Here is a 15,698-nt window from a genome sequence, read left to right on the forward strand (position 1 = left end):
TACAACGGTGGGTCGGGAATCTCGACCGGGACTGGCAAGCAGTGCTCGTTGGCCTCTGTCTCCTGTGTCTTGTGCTAGCAGGTGGGGCGGTTCCATGGTAACACGATGAAAAGCAGAAAAAATCACCTTCTCGGCGTCCTCCTTCTCTTTGCAATCGGCCTGCTCGGACGAGCGATTTCGCTCGCCCTCCCGTCTCTCGATTATCTCATTGCGACGATTTTGGTCGGCGTCCTCGTCGGAAACACGGTCGGAAAACCGGCGTGGGCGAAAGCAGGCGTCGAGACGCACAAACTCTGGCTGGAGGCGGGAATCGTCCTCCTCGGTGCAAGCGTTGCCTTCGACCGCATTGCCGACGCCGGGACAACCCTCCTCCTACTCATTCTCGGAACGGTCGCAGTCGTCATTATCTCCGTCGAACTGCTCTCGCGCCACTGTTTCGGAATCACCGAAAAAACCGGGTCACTGCTCGCCGCCGGGTCGAGCATCTGTGGCGTGTCGGCCGTCGTCGCGGTTGCTGGTAGTATCGACGCCGACGAGAGCCAAATCGCCTACGCCGCCGGAACCGTCCTTCTGTTCGACACCGTGACGCTCATCGTCTATCCCATGTTCGGGCACGCGTTTTCCCTCCCCGACAAAGTCTTCGGCATCTGGGCAGGATTGACGATGTTCAGCACTGGCCCGGCCACTGCGGTCGGATTTTCGGTTTCGGACACGGCAGGGGAGTGGGCAGTGCTGGTTAAACTGGCCCGAAATGCGCTCATCGGCCTCGCCGCCGCCGGATACGCGCTGTACTATCTCCGAACTACGAACGATAGCGAAAGCACACACAAAACTGGCCATCTCTGGCGAACCTTTCCGAAGTTCGTTTTCGGCTTTCTGTTCCTGATGGTTCTAGCCACCGTCGGCGTCATTGATGCGAACCACGTTACGTCGCTGGAACACGCTTCGAACTGGCTGTTTATGCTCGCCTTTGCCGGGTTGGGTCTGGAGCTCCAACTCGACGAACTGCGCGAAACAGGCTTCGAACCGATTGCGGTGGTACTGGTGAGTTTCGTCGTCGTGAGTGGAAGTGTACTTGCAGTGCTCCACGTCGTTCTGTGAGCTCGAATTGACGGAACTCAAAAACCGCTTATCCCAACTGCTCGCCGACGATTTCGTCGGCGCGCTCGATAAACGCGGATTCCTTTCCTTTCGGCACCGTCGCCCCGGCAGCAACGTCGTGCCCGCCGCCGTCGCCGCCGACTGCGCGGGACGACTCTTTCATCACGACCGAAAGGTCAAGTCCCTTGCGCGTGAGTCCGGGTGTCCCTCGTCCAGAGACTTTCACCTCCGCTTCGTTTTTCTCGGCGAAGGCAAAGATTGGCGTTCCGCGGTCGATTCCCTTCGCGCCGACCGCCATTCCTGCGACGATACCGACGATGGTTTCGCGGACGCGGTCTTCGGCGTGGAACCACTGCACGTTTTCCTCCGTCGTGACACCCGTGGTCTGCACCCAACTGATGGCTTCCGAAAGATTGCGTCGGTGGTTCGTCAGCAGTGTTCGCGCGCGCTCCAGCGCATCGCCGCGGTCGCCGAGACAGACGGCGAGTCCGACATCCGCCCGTTCGTACCGCGCTGTTGCGTTGAGCAGGGTCGAAAATTCGCTCACGTCGCGGAGTTCGGTTCCCTTGGGTTCCGAAACGAGCGTGTAGGACGTGCCGACCAATCCCTCGATTTTCTTGGCTGGGACGCCCTTCCGCATCGCGCGCTTGACCAATGCGCTGGCGACGGTTTGGCGTTCCTCGTCAGTCAAATCCACCCAACGCCGCCAGTCGCCGTCTTCCATCAGGTCGATGCCGACGCCGTCGAGGAATCGAAGAACGCCGTTTTTGTTGTTCGAAATACCGGGAATGTAAACGTCAGTCGCGTATTCGAGCAGTTTCGGGAGCGGTCTGGTCTGTTTCCCGTACAGCGCGAGGTCAGTTCCGGTTTCGACGACACCGACCTCGATTCCTTCCTCGACGATTCCCATGTTTGCTCCCACGAGTTCGCCGTCCGAGATTTGCATGTCGCCGACTGCACCGACGACTGCGAGCGCAGCGAGGTCGCGGTTGTCGAGATTTCCAGCATCGGCGCTTTCGGATTCGAGTGCCCGCGCGAGGACGTAACTCGCCCCAGCACCGGAGAGTTCCGACGAGCCGTCGAGACCGAACAGTAGAGGATTGAGATGAAATTCGGTGTCCGCGTCGGCTGGCTGGTGATGGTCGGCGATGACGGGCGTAAAGTCGCCAGCGGATTCGTGTTCCGCGATGATGTCGAGTTGGCCGCTTCCGAAGTCGGTGAACAGCACCGTTTCGTACTCCGTGGCTGCGATTGACGCGATTTCCTCCGCGTCGAGTTGCTTGCTGAACACCGTTTCGAACGGAATCCCGGCGCGGGAGAGCGCGGACGACGCAATCGCGGCGCTCGTCAGCCCGTCTGCGTCGATGTGCGAAGCGAGGAGAACTTCGTCCGCGTCGCGTAATCTATCCGCACAGGCCGTCGCACGCTCGCTTAGTTCCGGAACCGGGACACTCATCGGTACATCCTTGATTCGTCTTCCCGTTTAAATCTCCGCCCTGTCGGTCGTCTCGGTGATTTGTTCGACCGCTTCGCGTGCCAGTCGGTCGAACGAGGCCGTCTGCGGGACGACATCGACACGAATCCCGTGGTCGCGGGCGGTATCGTGAGTTGGCCCGCCAATCGCGCCAACGGTCACGTCTTCGAGGTTGTTCAGCGTCTCGTCTCGAATTCCGCGCTCTTCTGCGGCCTCCAAGAAATGTTCGACCGTAAGCGACGAGGTGAACAAAGCGGCGTCGAGGTCGCCCTCTGCGGCGAGTTCCGTGGACTCTCCCGACCCTTTCGGCCGAACGAGTTCGTAAAGCACAGTTTCGTGCACCTCTGCGCCAGCGTCTTCGAGGCCGTCGAGCAACACGTCGCTTCCGTGGTTGCTTCGGGCGACTTCGACGCGTTTTCCGTCCACACGGTCTGCGAGCACCGCGACGAGGCCGCGCGAGGAGAATTTGTCAGGGACGACATCGACCTCGTAGTCGTGCTCCCGAAGGCTCGCGGCGGTTCCCTCACCAATGGCGCAGACTGTGGCGTCGCCGGGATTCCAGCCAGCTTCGTATGCCAGTTCGACGCCCGTCTTGCTCGTCAGAACGACGAAATCCGCGAGTTGGGGCTTCTTTCCTGCCGGATGAACCGCGAGCATCGGGTCGGGAACCGGGTCTGCGTCGAGTGATTCGAGGAGGGAGACTGCATCCTCCAGTCGCTCGTCGTCCGGGCGAAAAACGGCGATTTTCATTCGGCATCAGCTCCCGTCTCTTTTCGAGCCTCGGCGATGAGTTCACGAGCACCTTTGTCCGCCAGTTCTGCCGCGACTTTCTTCGCGCCGGTAACGTGCGTCTGAATCGGAACGTCGCGCTTCATCGAAACGGTTTCCGACCCGTCCTGACTGAACACTTGGACTTCGACGTGGACGTTCTCGCCCTGAATGATGGCGTGGACGCCAATCGGGGCGATACAACCGCCGTTCAGTTCGCGGAGAATCGTCCGTTCGACGGTCGTTTCGACCCGTGTCCGTGGGTGGTCGAGTACCGTGTTGATGTCCTGCGAAAGCTCGTTGTCGAGCGTCGTGACCGCCAGCGCACCCTGTCCGGGCGCGGGAACGAACTGGCTCTGTGGCAGTCGGTCGTATTCGACGTGGTGAGCGAGTCCACTTCGCTGGAGTCCTGCCTCGGCGAGGACGATTGCGTCGTACTCCGTCTCGACCTCACGTTCAAGTGCCCGCCGTTTGATTTCAGAAAGGTCGTCGAACCACTCCTCGACGCGCTTGTCGTAGGGGAACTCGTAGCTGTCTTTCTTTCCAGAATGGGCCTTTCGCTCCTTTTCTTCCTCGGTTCGCTCCTCGTGTTCGGCCTGTAGTACCGGCGCGAGCAGTTTCTCGATTCGCGTATCGACGTTTCCGCGGAGCGGTTCGACTGTGAGGTCAGGTCGGTGGTTCAGCAGTTGTGCTTTCCGGCGAAGGCTGGACGTACCGACCACCGCACCCTCGCGGAGCGCGTCGATGGGCTTTCCATCCGGCGTGACCAACACGTCGTTCGCGCTCGCGCGCTCGGGGACGCCCGCGACGATGAGTTCGCTCGGATGCTCTGTCGGCATGTCCTTCATCGAGTGAATCGCCCCATCCACGTCTTCGTCCAGCACTCGCTGGTCTAAATCCCGAACGAACGCACCCGTCTTCCCGAGTTCTGTGATGAGCGCGTCGTCCAGTTTGTCGCCCGTCGTTTTCACTTCGACCAGTTCAACCGAAAACCGGCGGTCTTCCAGCGCCGCCGTTACCTCCCCTGATTGTCGAATAGCGAGGTCAGATCCTCGTGTCGCCAATGTAATCTCCTTTCCGCGATTGCTCATATCACACTCTGCGCACCGGACGGTAAAACCATCTTCGCAACCGACCTTTTACGACGGTCAAGAGACAGGGTCTGTGCGATTCGCGCAGACCCTGTCCGTCTCCCTGTAAAAGCTCGACCAAAAGCACTCCTCGCTTCCACCGGAAGACCTCCGGTCTTCCGTGCTTCCCCTCGCTTCGCTCGCGGGAACAGTGGTCGCTCGTCGGCCCGCTCGTTCGTCGCTAGCGCTCCTCACTCGCGGAGAATTGCTAGCCCTTTGGCGGTTGTGTCACCGGCAACAGCGCGAGGTAGGTCGGCCTGTTGATTTCAGGATGCGCGGTGAGTGGGCCTGAGCCAGCGGTCGGCGAAGGCCCACGAATACCGGGGAAGAGAGGGGAATACGAGGCAAGCGTTCTGTCTCGGCTGCGAGCGGGGAGGAACGACCCGCGAGCGCGGACAGTCGTGCGCCAGCGGTCGGCACGACTGTCCGTATGCGGATAGCACCAGTTGAAACAGTAGTTAGACGGCTATCCAAAATTACATATATATAATATTATAGTTATCCATATGGTATTCGTCGCCGTATTTGTCGTCGCTCCCGTCTTTTCGGCTCTCGTGTACATGGACGCAACTCGGCGTGGGTTATCAGAACAGAAGCGTCTCCTTTGGACGTTCTCTGTCGGTATTCTGAGTTTCTGTGGATTTCTACTTCCACACCGCTTCGAAACAACCGTCAATCTCGTATATTATCAGGGCATCAAACCGGAACCTGTCGCTGTCTCACCATACGAAACGTTGGTTCTCCATCTAACCGTGGGAGTTGTGATTAGCCTTATTTCCGTCCTTCTGTACTGGGTATTCAGAGAATAGTAGCGTCAAACACGACAATATACTTTTTCACGGAACGCCGAGGTTCTGGTGGCGTTCCCGAAGATAGTACAGCGCGAGGGGAACGCTCAGTGCGAATCCAGCGACGAGGGCGAGCGAAATGTCGATGGTGAGGACGCCGACGAGAATCGCAGAAACGACTCCGAGCAATCCTGCGAGGGCGAAATTTTGACTCGACGGCTCCCAGCCCGTTTCGGCGCGGTTGATGGCGACCGTATCCTGAAACACTGCCAACGGGAGAATGACGATGAGGATGGCGAACGGAATCCCCATCGCGGCCATCGAGACGAGCAGCGCATGTTCGAGCGGGTTGTCCGGGCCGAACAGCAAATCAGGTTCCATCGAGATGGCGAACGCGACCCACGCGACGGTCACCAGCCAGAATCCGAAGACGATGGGCACCGCCGCAATCCAGTACCACCAGCGCGATTGCACCCGGTCGCCGGAAAGCTGTGGGCGTCTCATTACCACGTTGTTAGGACGGGGGGATAAAACGAATGTCGCCTGTGGAACACGGTTCCCGATTTACGCAGACACCGGAACCCGAATTTCGCGGTAGAACGCGACCGAGTACGTCGCCATGAAGCCGCCGAAAATGCCGGAAAAGACGACGAACAGAGCCCCGATTGCGAGAAGAATCCCGAACGATGGATCGGAAACTGCAATCGGCATCTCGGCGGATTGTGACGCTGGATTCGTGAAAATAGACATAATCACACCGAAGACGCCGAAGACGGAACCGGCGACGGTTGCGAGAATCACATAGCCGAACGTGCTCAGGAGGTGGGCACGAACGCATCGGTAGCTGTGTTTCAATCCGGCGATGGCTCCGATGTCCTCGATGACGATGGCCTGCACGTAGAACTGAAGGAAGAAGAACGTGAGGAAGAACGCGCCGAAAACGAGTATGGCGAGGAGGGAGAAGACGCCAAGCACCGCGAGACTCGGTTCTCCATTGGTGACGAATATCGTACCGATGCCGACGAAAGCTCCGACGACGAACATGATACTAATCACGAATCCAACTGCTATGAGGAGCAGATAGACGCTGAACACTGGGACGTAGTGGGATTTGCCTTCGGAGATGAACGTCCCAAAGCGTGTTTTTCCTTCGATTCCCTCGTTTGCCATGCCGATAAGTCCGGCTTGAATGAAGGGCGTGACGAATATCATCAGGAGGCTAAGAGCGAGCGACAGTAAGCCTGCAATGAGGGGATTGATAGCTTGCGCGAGTAGTTGCGGGAGTTGAATCAGCCCGAAGAGGGCTGTAACGAGGATGATAACAGGGTTCCGGAGGACTGCCCCAGCGGCAGTTCGGAGGGCACTAATGACTGCCATACATCATTCATCCCAATCCAAACTGATTAAATTTCTTACATTTTGGAGACTCACCCGGTAATCAGACGGATTTTAATGATAGCTTTCGCAGTCTACAGCGCTTCTTTGTACGCTTCCAACGTTTCCTCGATGTCTTCCTCGGTGTGGGCGTAGCTGATAAACTGGGACTCGAACTGGTTCGCCGTGAGGAAGATGCCCTGTTCGAGCATGGCTGGCCAGAAGAGACGTTCCCACCGCTCAGTCTCGGCGCGGTCAACGTCGGTTTTATCTTTCGGACAGTAGTCGAATCGCGGACAGTCCGGATTCTGCTGGCATCCTGCCTCGCACTGCCCTTCCAAATCCCGCGGCCCGTCGCGCGTGAAGATGACCTTGAACATGCTGTCCTGTCCGACCACGGTGTACTCCGGCGCGCGGTCTGCGAGGATGTCAGTCAGACCCGACCGAAGTTCGTCGCCGAGGCTGTTGACGTGGTCGTACACGTCGTTTTTCGCGGCGAATCGAAGCATCTCCAATCCGGCGGTCAGCGAGAGCGGGTGGCCGGAGTAGGTACCCGCCTGAAACACGTTTCCGGTCGGCGCAAACTGTTCGATGATGTCCGCTCTGCCGCCGATTGCTCCAACCGGGAAGCCGCCGCCGATGATTTTTGCGAAGGTAGTTAGGTCGGGCGTGACGCCGAATTTGCCCTGTGCGCACTGCAAGCCGCCAATTCGGAACCCGGTCATCACCTCGTCGAAGACGAGCAGAGACCCGTGTTCGTCGGTCAGTTCCCGCAGGGATTCCAGATAGCCATCGACGGGCGGAACGCTGGCGTAGTTGCCGAGAATCGGTTCGGTCATCACACAGGCGATTTCGTCGCCACGCTCTTCGAACAGTTCGCGCGCGGCCTCGGCGTCGTTGAACGGAAGCGTGATGGTTTCCTCCGCGAACGCCGCCGGAATCCCACTGGAACTCGGTTCGGAGGTTCGACCCGACGCGCCCTGCACCAGCGTCGATTCCTGTGCGCCGTGGTAGCCGCCCTGCATAACCACGATTTTGTCGCGTCCGGTGTAGCCGCGGGCGAGGCGCACGGCGGACGCGGTCGCCTCCGTCCCGCTGTTGACGAACCGAATCATCTCGACGCTCGGAACGTGGCGGCTGACGAACTCCGCGAGTTCGACCTCAACTTCCGCTGGCGCGCCGTACATCGGGCCGTCCGCCAGTTGGGACTGAAGCGCGGACTGCACGGACTGCGGTAGGTCGTGACCCAACAGAAGCGGCCCGTAGCCACCCACGTAGTCGAGATATCGGTTTCCGTCGGCATCGATGACGTGCGCGCCGTCGCCACGTTTCACGAAGAACGGATGCGGCCGAACTGCCCGGATTGGGGAGTTGACGCCGCCCGGCGTCACGGATAGCGCGCGGTCGTACAGGTTTCGAGAGCGCTCGCGGTTCATGGTTGGCGGGTTCGGACTGGTGGGTAAAGTTACTGTCGAGAATACATCGTGGAGACGAAGTGTGCTGTTGAACTATCGTCGTCAGTCGAGGAGTCACGACAGAATTTGTGTCTCGTAACGCGACGGCTAATTCACAGATTACAGAAATACGAAAATTGACTTCTTTCTGCGAAACGAATTTACATCAACAGTTTGAACAAATCCATAATGACGGTTTCCGCCCGTGATGCCCTCGACTACGCGACTGATGACGAGATGTTGAAACTCTACGGCGTACTCATTGTGTCGTGGGTTCTGGCTTTTCTGTCCCAATTCGTGTTGCAGACCTCCTTCCAGCCACTCGTCTCATTCGGTGCAGTCGTCCTCCTTCTCGGAAGTGGCATGGCGTTTTTGAGTAGCGTCGTTGCGATTGCTCACAAAGTACTGGCCGAAAGCTACGCGAGTGAATAGACTGGAAAACAACCCTTCAAACCGAATCGGCTTACTGCTGGAAGTGGTCTTGCAGGATTTCCAGCGTCTTCTCGCGGTCGTCCCAGTCCACGAACAACGCAACGCTGGTCGCGCTGGTAATCATGTCGTGGATGTTGATGTGGGCATCTGCGACCGGTTGAACGAGTTCGTGGATGATGCCCGGTTGGTTCGGGAGTTCGCCACCAGTAATCCGAATCACGGCGATTGGGTCATCGACGGAAACGCTGGATAACGAATCCTCGCCGATAACTTCCTGATGAAGGATATTTTCGGCGCGTTCTGCGAACTCGGTATCGACGTAGAACGTGATACTGTCCATCCCGCTTGCCACGGCGTCGATGTTGATTTCGCTGTCGCCGAGCGCGGTGGAGAGGTCGGAAAGGATGCCGGGACGGTTTCGAATCGCACGCCCGGCCAGCGTCATGCAGGCAAGCGGCGATTCGCGCATGTCAATTAAGTTTTCGAACTTGCCGGTGACGCTCGTTCCACCAGCGAGCAGGTCGCCGTGCTGGTAGTGAACGACGCGAACGTGAAGGTCGTCGTCCTTGTACGAAAGGGCCGACGGAGCGACGACTTCCGCCCCGCGGAAGGACAGGTTTCTGAGTTCGTCCACCGTAATTTCGCCGACGTTTCGGGCACCTTCCACGACGCTCGGGTCGCCGGTCATGACGCCCTCCACGTCGGTCACGATGACGACTTCGTCGGCGTCCATGTAGGTTCCGAGCATTACGGCGGTCGTGTCGCTTCCGCCGCGTCCAAGGGTGGTGACGCCGCCCTCCTCGTTTTCGGCGAGGAAGCCCGTGATAACCGGAACCGTTCCGTCCAACTCGCTGGCGAGTTCGGCGGCGCGCTCTCTGGTTTTCTCGGCGTTCACTTCGCCGCGCGCGTCAGTGACGATGGGCCACTCATCCCGGCCCGGTTCGACAAAGAGTGCATCCACCCCGCGCGCGGAAAGGGCGGCTTTGAGCATTCGAACGCTCGTTCGCTCGCCCATGCTGACGATTTCCGCGCGGTCGGGTTCGTCCGCGTCGAATTTGATTTCGTCCAGCAGTTCGTCGGTGGTGTTACCCATCGCGCTGGCGACGACGGCGATTTCGTGTCCCGCCTCTACTGCGGCGGCGACGGAGTCTGCGGCCCGGTTGATGCGGTCACCGCTTCCGAGGCTCGTGCCTCCGAACTTGGCGACTACGCGCACCGAACCACCATCCGTGGTCGGCGATTCATGCGCAGGCATAGCAACGGCGGCAAGATAACTGCTTTCATGTCCGGAATTTCTGCCAGTCGCTCGCGTCAGTCACAAGCGCGATGAGAAATTCCGGAAAAGAACGAATAGTACGAACAGGGATGGTCAGTACGGCGAAATCATCACGCTCGCAAGGTCAGTATCGTCGTTGGAGTCAGTAACTCTGAGTTCGACCATCATCGCTCCGTCGGTCGGTACAGTCACACGAATCGACCGCCCGGACTCGTCGTATCGACCGTCGCCATTCGTGTTCCATTCGTATCGGAGGTCATGTCCACTCGAACAGCACGCATCGAGGCAGACGGTATCCCCTGGAGAGAAGTTCTCGGTAGCAGGATCTGGCGTCACCTCGATACATGCCTCGGGTGTCTTCTTGTCGTCCGGTTCGTCGTCCGTTGGAAGACAGTCGCCTCGCTCCGGTCGCTCGGAAGAGGGTTCAAGGACGAAGAAGTTGGCGTAGTAGGCGTATTTGTAGTCGAGCGTCGCGCCACCGGGATACGTCGCGGTGTACAATTTTCCGTCCGACACGACGGGCGTTCCGGCGGCGGGTGTGTCGGTCGGCGACGTTTCGAGGTCGTCGCTATCGAGCAAGTACGTCCACGTTCTATCGCCAGTTTCGGCGTCGATGGCGTGGACGACTGCTCGGCCATCCGATGGATTCCGTTCCGGAACGTACTGCCCGCCGACGTATACGGTTCCGCCCGCCGCAACCGGGCTGCTGAGATGGCGTCCGTGAACCCACGTCGTCCAAACAGTCGCTCCAGTCTTTGCATCGAGTGCCCTCACCAGCGATTCGTCGTCCTCGGATTGAACGAGGAAGACGTGGTCGTCAGTGACGGCTGGCCGACCGTCCCAACCGTTAGCGCCATCCGATTCGTACATCCATTCGGACGTGCCGGAATCCGCCAGTCGGGCTTCGATAGTAACGCGGTCGTCGTCTCCGACTATGGACTCTGTACGGGTGTAGTACACCAAGTCATCGTTGATCGCCGGAGTACCGAGTATTTCGTCTGCTGGGGTGACACGCCATTGCGTTGCTCCATCGTCCGCATCCAACGCGACCCCGTCGCTGGTAAAGACGGTTCCATCCACGTGAGCCAGCGCATCACCGACATCGTCTGCAGTATTGTTTATGCCGGGAGCTTTCCAGATAGTATCGCCACTCTCGGAGTCGAGTGCATACGTTGCATTGCGATTCGAGGTGAATATCCTGTCGTCGATGACCGCTGGAGGTGACCAGACGGAATGATCCGTTCGTGTCCATCTCTCCTCCCCGGTAGTGGCGTCAAGGGCGTAGAAACCGCTGTCATCGGGGGACGAGGCTTCGGGCGAGCCGGTGGCGAAGTAGATAGTGTCGTCGGTCACCGCGGGAGTCTTCAGGTTCGGGAAATCGTTTCGAATCCATCGTCGAGTACCCGTTTCAGGGTCGTGTGCGCTGACGTATCCGTCAACCTCTCCGGGGGTGTTGTTTGTCACTACCGAGAGAAACACAGTTTCGTCGCTGACGATTGGCTCGACGTGGAACATGCCCCCATCCAAATCCATCGTCCAGTCGGTTTCAGGATAGGGCGTTGGACCACGTTCGTCGATAGCGCCCGTCCGTTGCGGGCCAGAACGTGGCCCAGTCCACAGCATACCCCGTGTTTCGTCGTTCGAGTCATCCTCGGATAGCCCGTCGTTTTCATTTTGGATAGCGGAGGTGTTTCCGTAGCCAACGATGCTCATCGTGACGCCGACCGTTTTCAGAAACGTTCGGCGATTGTTTCCGACGTCCCAAGTGTGTGATTTCTCACTCATGCGTTACGGTTATAAAATCACCGTTCAGAAGTATTGTTATGAGGTTCCTGAATATCTTGCCACATCTTCAGGCAGTCTATAACAATAATATATTCCACTATTAAATGTAATGTGAACCATAGAGAAACAGAACGTCGGCAAGCGAACACCTCCGGCACGACAGCATCGAACCACTCGTTGAATGCGCGAATGCACATCGGCGAGAGCCAATCCGGAGGAGAGGACTGAATGCCGACATACAACATCGTAGAGCAGGGAGCGGACGATACCGGAGACACGGCTATCGACCCCGTGCTTAGCGACCTCGCAGGGGACGACACGACCATCATCTTCGAACCGGGCACGTACAGGCTCAACGAACTCGTCGTTCCCGATGGAACAGACGACTTCGAACTCATCGCACCGGACGGGGCGCGTCTCGTCCCCGGGCGGTCGGGCGACAGTATTCGCTGGATTGACGTGTACTCCAACGGTTTCGTGCTGGATGGCTTCGAACTCGATATGCGAGATGTCGAGGTGCCGCCGTTCGTGCGGATGAACCCGGAAGCGGGAAACTGGGAACTCAGACGGCTCATCACTCGCGGGGAAGTGAGAGCGGCAACCGATACGAACGTCGGGTCAGGCACCTCGGGCGACGCACGGACGTATTTTCGGTTGTCCGTCAGCGAGGGGACACGCGGACTCTTACAGGACTGCTATTTCCATGAAGGGTCATGTGAACCAACAGAGGCAAGCAATCGCCGTGCGGTACTGGTCGAATCCGGAAGCGGTGCGCTCACCTTCAACCGATGTTGGTTCGAATCGTGGGGCGAAAACACGGTGTACGCGAAGAAACCGGAAGGGAAATTAAAAATATTGAACTGTTTCGTTCGTAATTCACAGAACGGACTTCGACTCGGTGGCAACACGGAGGTTCGCAACTGCGTCTCCATCAAAAACGCAGAGCATCCACGGCAAGCATGGTCGAACGGGTCGCTCCAGCGCGGTGTGAACGCGGAAGCCACCACCCTCACGGCTTCGGAGAGAGGAATCAACAGCTACGACGGAACGCTCACCGTCGCGGACAGCGACTTCTACCATCGCTACGTAGACAGCAGTTGCGGTGGGGCTATTACGGCACCAGCCCCATGCCAGCGACTCGACATCCAAAACGTTAGAATAAGTTATATCTCTACGAAGCAGCACGATGCCATCTACACGCTGAACGGGAGGATGAACAACGGAACACCGCTGAATCTCGAATATCTTCAACTTGAGAACGTTCACGTTCGCAACGACCACGGCTCACAATACGGCATTTCGATCGAACAAGTTCCGGACACGTGGGGAACCGTGTCGGGAGTGCTCGGCGGTACCGGCGCGCAGACCGATTCGGAGTACGTGCGGGAGCGAATGACCGTCAACGGAAATCCGACCGCACCGGATACGACACCGCCGCTTCCGACCCCTTCACCGCTCGGCGAGATTCCGATGCAGGACGCACAGCTCATTCGAATCGATAACGACGGAAACAGTGCACCGACGACGTACCAGATTACCGCCGGGGAATACGTCCTCCCAGCGGCGAACGACGGTGCAACGATGACCATGTCGTGGGGACCGAACGGAGAGCCGAGACGGCCACCCAATTCGGCGGTTGCCACTGGAACGGTTCCGGCAGGAAAATCGTACGCCTTCTACGTGACGGGTGGCATCGTCTCGACGGAAGCGGACGGCCCTGCAACGTGGACCGTGGATGGAGACGTATACGAGCCAGGAAGCGAGGAAGCACTGCTCGCGAATACCATCGTCAACGGCACATGGCAGTGGAAGCAGGCAGAATCGGTCGTGCAACCGAACGGTGTCGTCATTGCAAAGCCGGTGTCGTTTAACGGCGGTGAACCGGTGCACGTCCGTCTCCGGAACGTCGCTGACGGGAACTACGAGTATCGACTCGAAGAGTGGGAGTATCAGGATAGTGGACACGTTAGCGAGACGTTTCACACCCTCGCCGCCGAGCAGGGTGAACGCGAGTTACCACTCGGAGACGGGTCAGTGTATCGGGTGAAATCCGGGCGAGAAACCGTTTCTAGCGAGGAGACGACCGTTTCGTTGAACTCCTTTTTCGATCAACTGCCGGTAGTTTTGGCACAGTCACAGACGTTCAATGGAAGCGACCCAATCGTCACACGACTGTCAAACGTCTCGACTCAGTCATTCGGAGTCGTGTGTCAAGAAGAAGAAGAGAACGGAGCCCACACGAACGAGACGGTCGGTTACATCGCGCTCCAACAAGCGGCGGGAGAACTCAACGAGCAATCGTTCGAAGTGCAACGAACTGGAGACTCGATTACCGACGAATGGACTCGTCTCTCGTTCGAACAGCAGTACGATGACCCGAAGTTCGTTGCCGACATGCAGACGTTCGACGGGCAAGATACGGCGAATCTCCGGTATCGAAACCTGACCGGAACAGGCGTCGACATCCGAGTGCAAGAGGAGCAAAGCGCCGATACCGAAACGGCCCACACTACGGAAGCAATCGGATACGCCGTTTTTGAAGGTTCCATCTGATACCGACCGAAGACGGTATCCAACTTCGGCGAACCGCTCACTCAGTCGCGTCGATTTCTGTGGATTCGTCCGTGGGTTGGTGTTCGGGTTCAAATTGTTCGTCGAGCATCTCTTCCGATTTTTCGAGTTCTTCGAGGGGGTCGAACGAAACCGATCCATCTCCACCGGTGTACTCGCAAGCGACCCACTCGGGAATCGTGAGGACGCCGTTCATCTTCCGGATTCAAATCCGTTTGACCAGTACGTCCTCGATAACTGAGCCGTTCAACTGCAAGTCGATGAGGCCGTCCATGACGTAGGCCATGTTGTACGGAAAAACGTCGCCTTCTCCGGCGAAAGTGGCACCCGCAAACACCGGAACGAAGCGACCTTTGCACACGTCCGCTCGCACGTCTTTTACGAAATCGTAGGCTTGCACCGGTTGCACCAGCGTTCCGAACTCCGTCAGCGAGTCGATGACGACAATTCCCGAGTCGCTCATCGACAGCGATTCGAGGCAGTTGTCGAGTTTGTTTTGGAGTTCGCTCGTATCACTGGGGTCGCGCACGGTGGTCGTCGCGGAACTGGTGACGCGATGAAGAAACTGGTTCCAATCGTCCATTCGGGCGAACATCCGTTTTCGGTCGCTAACCCGGTAGGTAAAGCAGTCGATGATGTGCAGTTGTCCCGTTTCGAGGTACGGCAGAACGTTCCACTCCAAGGAGAGAAACTGTTCGACCACGGAGACGGCGGTTCGGTGAAACTAACAACAATCGCGGGGTCATCGCGTTCGAGCGCCCGCCAGACGAGTTCCGACTGAATCGCACTGTCCCGCGTGCCGCTTTCGCCCGACACGAGGACGAAGGAGTTGCGTGGCAACCCCTGTGGAAGACTGTTATCCAATCCCGAAACACCCGTGGCAATCTGTCGAAATCCGTGATATTCGGTGAACACCCGGTCGTTTTCCGCCATCTCGTCCCGGCACATCTCTGAGCAAAATTCGTAGGTGTCCGCCTCGTACTGTGACAGAACAGACTCCTCGGGACAGGGAAGGCGACAGAAATCACACCGATTTCGCTCATTTCCGCCGGGTATGTTACTCATGAACAAACGTTGGCACGCGAACGAAATGAAGCTACTCCCACTTTTAATGCGCGAGAGTGAGAACACCACCTATGCGCGTTCGAGATGCAGTGGAAGCGGACGGGGGACGCCTCGCGGCACTCGCGGACGTTCCGACCGAAGTGATGGCCGACGTGGTACACGACCGAACCGTCTCCGTGGCCGAATCCGACGAGAAAATCGAGGGGTTCGTCGGCTTCGAGGCCGACGAGGAGACGGTTCACGTCACGCACCTGTTCGGTGCGAAAACGGCCTGTGAGCGCCTCATCGACGAACCGATTCGGTTCGCCGAACGTGAATCGATGCCGGTCGAAATTCTTCTCCCAGAACCGGAAGAAGACACCGCTGAGGTTGCAGAGAACGCCGGATTCGAGGAGTCCGAATCCGGGCCATGGTTCGACGGCCAGCGAACCCGTCGGTTTCGACTGGAGAATCCGGAGAGGTGAGTCGCGTTCGCACGGT

At 58.2% G+C, this 15,698-nt stretch carries 14 protein-coding genes and 1 pseudogene; 4 read left to right on the top strand and 11 right to left on the bottom strand.

All coding sequences use genetic code 11. The features are described from left to right. Nucleotides 1-105: 105 nt before the first annotated feature. Nucleotides 106-1,101, top strand: coding sequence for a YeiH family protein (locus HL45_RS00230; RefSeq protein ID WP_049969111.1), 996 nt, complete (start codon nt 106-108; stop codon nt 1,099-1,101). Nucleotides 1,102-1,129: 28 nt separating this feature from the next. Here HL45_RS00230 and HL45_RS00235 read toward each other — a convergent pair whose 3' ends face one another. The 6 genes from HL45_RS00235 to hemL all read right to left on the bottom strand — a co-directional run bounded on the left by HL45_RS00235 (nt 1,130) and on the right by hemL (nt 8,071). Beyond that, nucleotides 1,130-2,557 carry a single-stranded-DNA-specific exonuclease RecJ gene (locus tag HL45_RS00235; protein WP_049969112.1) on the bottom strand — a complete coding sequence of 476 codons (1,428 nt, stop codon included), beginning with the start codon at nt 2,555-2,557 and terminating at the stop codon, nt 1,130-1,132. Between the two features lie 27 nt (nt 2,558-2,584). Next, nucleotides 2,585-3,325 carry a uroporphyrinogen-III synthase gene (locus HL45_RS00240; RefSeq protein ID WP_049969113.1) on the bottom strand — a complete coding sequence of 247 codons (741 nt, stop codon included), beginning with the start codon at nt 3,323-3,325 and terminating at the stop codon, nt 2,585-2,587. After that, a complete protein-coding gene (hemC, locus tag HL45_RS00245; RefSeq protein WP_049969114.1) occupies nt 3,322-4,434 on the bottom strand; it encodes a hydroxymethylbilane synthase in 1,113 nt (370 codons plus the stop codon). The genes HL45_RS00240 and hemC overlap by 4 nt, the downstream gene beginning before the upstream one ends. A gap of 875 nt (nt 4,435-5,309) precedes the next feature. After that, nucleotides 5,310-5,765 (bottom strand): hypothetical protein, encoded by a 456-nt coding sequence (locus HL45_RS00255; protein WP_049969116.1) that lies wholly within the window; start codon nt 5,763-5,765, stop codon nt 5,310-5,312. A gap of 60 nt (nt 5,766-5,825) precedes the next feature. Next, a complete protein-coding gene (locus HL45_RS00260; protein ID WP_049969117.1) occupies nt 5,826-6,638 on the bottom strand; it encodes a DUF7847 domain-containing protein in 813 nt (270 codons plus the stop codon). 92 nt (nt 6,639-6,730) lie between these two features. Continuing rightward, the gene (gene hemL / locus HL45_RS00265; protein ID WP_049969118.1) at nt 6,731-8,071 is read right to left on the bottom strand and encodes a glutamate-1-semialdehyde 2,1-aminomutase; all 1,341 of its coding nucleotides are present in this window, start codon (nt 8,069-8,071) and stop codon (nt 6,731-6,733) included. 207 nt (nt 8,072-8,278) lie between these two features. On the opposite strand from hemL, the gene HL45_RS00270 reads away from it, so the two are divergent. After that, nucleotides 8,279-8,521, top strand: coding sequence for a hypothetical protein (locus HL45_RS00270; RefSeq protein WP_049969119.1), 243 nt, complete (start codon nt 8,279-8,281; stop codon nt 8,519-8,521). Between the two features lie 31 nt (nt 8,522-8,552). Here the strand turns inward: HL45_RS00270 and HL45_RS00275 are convergent, their stop codons facing one another. Both HL45_RS00275 and HL45_RS00280 read right to left on the bottom strand, forming a co-directional pair. Next, nucleotides 8,553-9,737, bottom strand: coding sequence for an aspartate kinase (locus HL45_RS00275; RefSeq protein ID WP_049970025.1), 1,185 nt, complete (start codon nt 9,735-9,737; stop codon nt 8,553-8,555). Between the two features lie 153 nt (nt 9,738-9,890). Further along, complete coding sequence (locus HL45_RS00280; protein WP_233274647.1) at nt 9,891-11,582, bottom strand: outer membrane protein assembly factor BamB family protein; 1,692 nt, start codon at nt 11,580-11,582, stop codon at nt 9,891-9,893. 228 nt (nt 11,583-11,810) lie between these two features. On the opposite strand from HL45_RS00280, the gene HL45_RS00285 reads away from it, so the two are divergent. Continuing rightward, nucleotides 11,811-14,135 carry a hypothetical protein gene (locus HL45_RS00285; protein ID WP_049969120.1) on the top strand — a complete coding sequence of 775 codons (2,325 nt, stop codon included), beginning with the start codon at nt 11,811-11,813 and terminating at the stop codon, nt 14,133-14,135. A gap of 37 nt (nt 14,136-14,172) precedes the next feature. Here HL45_RS00285 and HL45_RS21510 read toward each other — a convergent pair whose 3' ends face one another. From HL45_RS21510 to HL45_RS21875, 3 genes and pseudogenes are all read right to left on the bottom strand, one after another. Beyond that, nucleotides 14,173-14,349: a hypothetical protein gene (locus tag HL45_RS21510; protein WP_233274648.1), complete on the bottom strand. Its 177-nt coding sequence runs from the start codon at nt 14,347-14,349 to the stop codon at nt 14,173-14,175. Nucleotides 14,350-14,358: 9 nt separating this feature from the next. Beyond that, the gene (locus tag HL45_RS21515; protein ID WP_233274692.1) at nt 14,359-14,856 is read right to left on the bottom strand and encodes a hypothetical protein; all 498 of its coding nucleotides are present in this window, start codon (nt 14,854-14,856) and stop codon (nt 14,359-14,361) included. 62 nt (nt 14,857-14,918) lie between these two features. After that, nucleotides 14,919-15,218, bottom strand: a pseudogene (locus HL45_RS21875) (recombinase RecA); the annotation flags it as partial. A gap of 71 nt (nt 15,219-15,289) precedes the next feature. Here HL45_RS21875 and HL45_RS00295 point away from each other — a divergent pair. Then, nucleotides 15,290-15,682, top strand: a complete 393-nt coding sequence (locus tag HL45_RS00295; RefSeq protein WP_049969121.1) for a hypothetical protein — start codon at nt 15,290-15,292, stop codon at nt 15,680-15,682. Nucleotides 15,683-15,698: the final 16 nt, after the last annotated feature.

The organism is Haladaptatus cibarius D43, from assembly GCF_000710615.1.
GTDB lineage: Archaea > Halobacteriota > Halobacteria > Halobacteriales > Haladaptataceae > Haladaptatus > Haladaptatus cibarius.

What these genes read in the sequence shown, in the direction of transcription:
- HL45_RS00230 (WP_049969111.1), top strand. Translation starts at nt 106, where the DNA reads ATGAAAAGCAGAAAAAATCACCTTCTCGGCGTCCTCCTTCTCTTTGCA.
- HL45_RS00235 (WP_049969112.1), bottom strand. Translation starts at nt 2,557, where the DNA reads ATGAGTGTCCCGGTTCCGGAACTAAGCGAGCGTGCGACGGCCTGTGCG.
- HL45_RS00240 (WP_049969113.1), bottom strand. Translation starts at nt 3,325, where the DNA reads ATGAAAATCGCCGTTTTTCGCCCGGACGACGAGCGACTGGAGGATGCA.
- hemC (WP_049969114.1), bottom strand. Translation starts at nt 4,434, where the DNA reads ATGAGCAATCGCGGAAAGGAGATTACATTGGCGACACGAGGATCTGAC.
- HL45_RS00255 (WP_049969116.1), bottom strand. Translation starts at nt 5,765, where the DNA reads ATGAGACGCCCACAGCTTTCCGGCGACCGGGTGCAATCGCGCTGGTGG.
- HL45_RS00260 (WP_049969117.1), bottom strand. Translation starts at nt 6,638, where the DNA reads ATGGCAGTCATTAGTGCCCTCCGAACTGCCGCTGGGGCAGTCCTCCGG.
- hemL (WP_049969118.1), bottom strand. Translation starts at nt 8,071, where the DNA reads ATGAACCGCGAGCGCTCTCGAAACCTGTACGACCGCGCGCTATCCGTG.
- HL45_RS00270 (WP_049969119.1), top strand. Translation starts at nt 8,279, where the DNA reads ATGACGGTTTCCGCCCGTGATGCCCTCGACTACGCGACTGATGACGAG.
- HL45_RS00280 (WP_233274647.1), bottom strand. Translation starts at nt 11,582, where the DNA reads ATGAGTGAGAAATCACACACTTGGGACGTCGGAAACAATCGCCGAACG.
- HL45_RS00285 (WP_049969120.1), top strand. Translation starts at nt 11,811, where the DNA reads ATGCCGACATACAACATCGTAGAGCAGGGAGCGGACGATACCGGAGAC.
- HL45_RS21510 (WP_233274648.1), bottom strand. Translation starts at nt 14,349, where the DNA reads ATGAACGGCGTCCTCACGATTCCCGAGTGGGTCGCTTGCGAGTACACC.
- HL45_RS00295 (WP_049969121.1), top strand. Translation starts at nt 15,290, where the DNA reads ATGCGCGTTCGAGATGCAGTGGAAGCGGACGGGGGACGCCTCGCGGCA.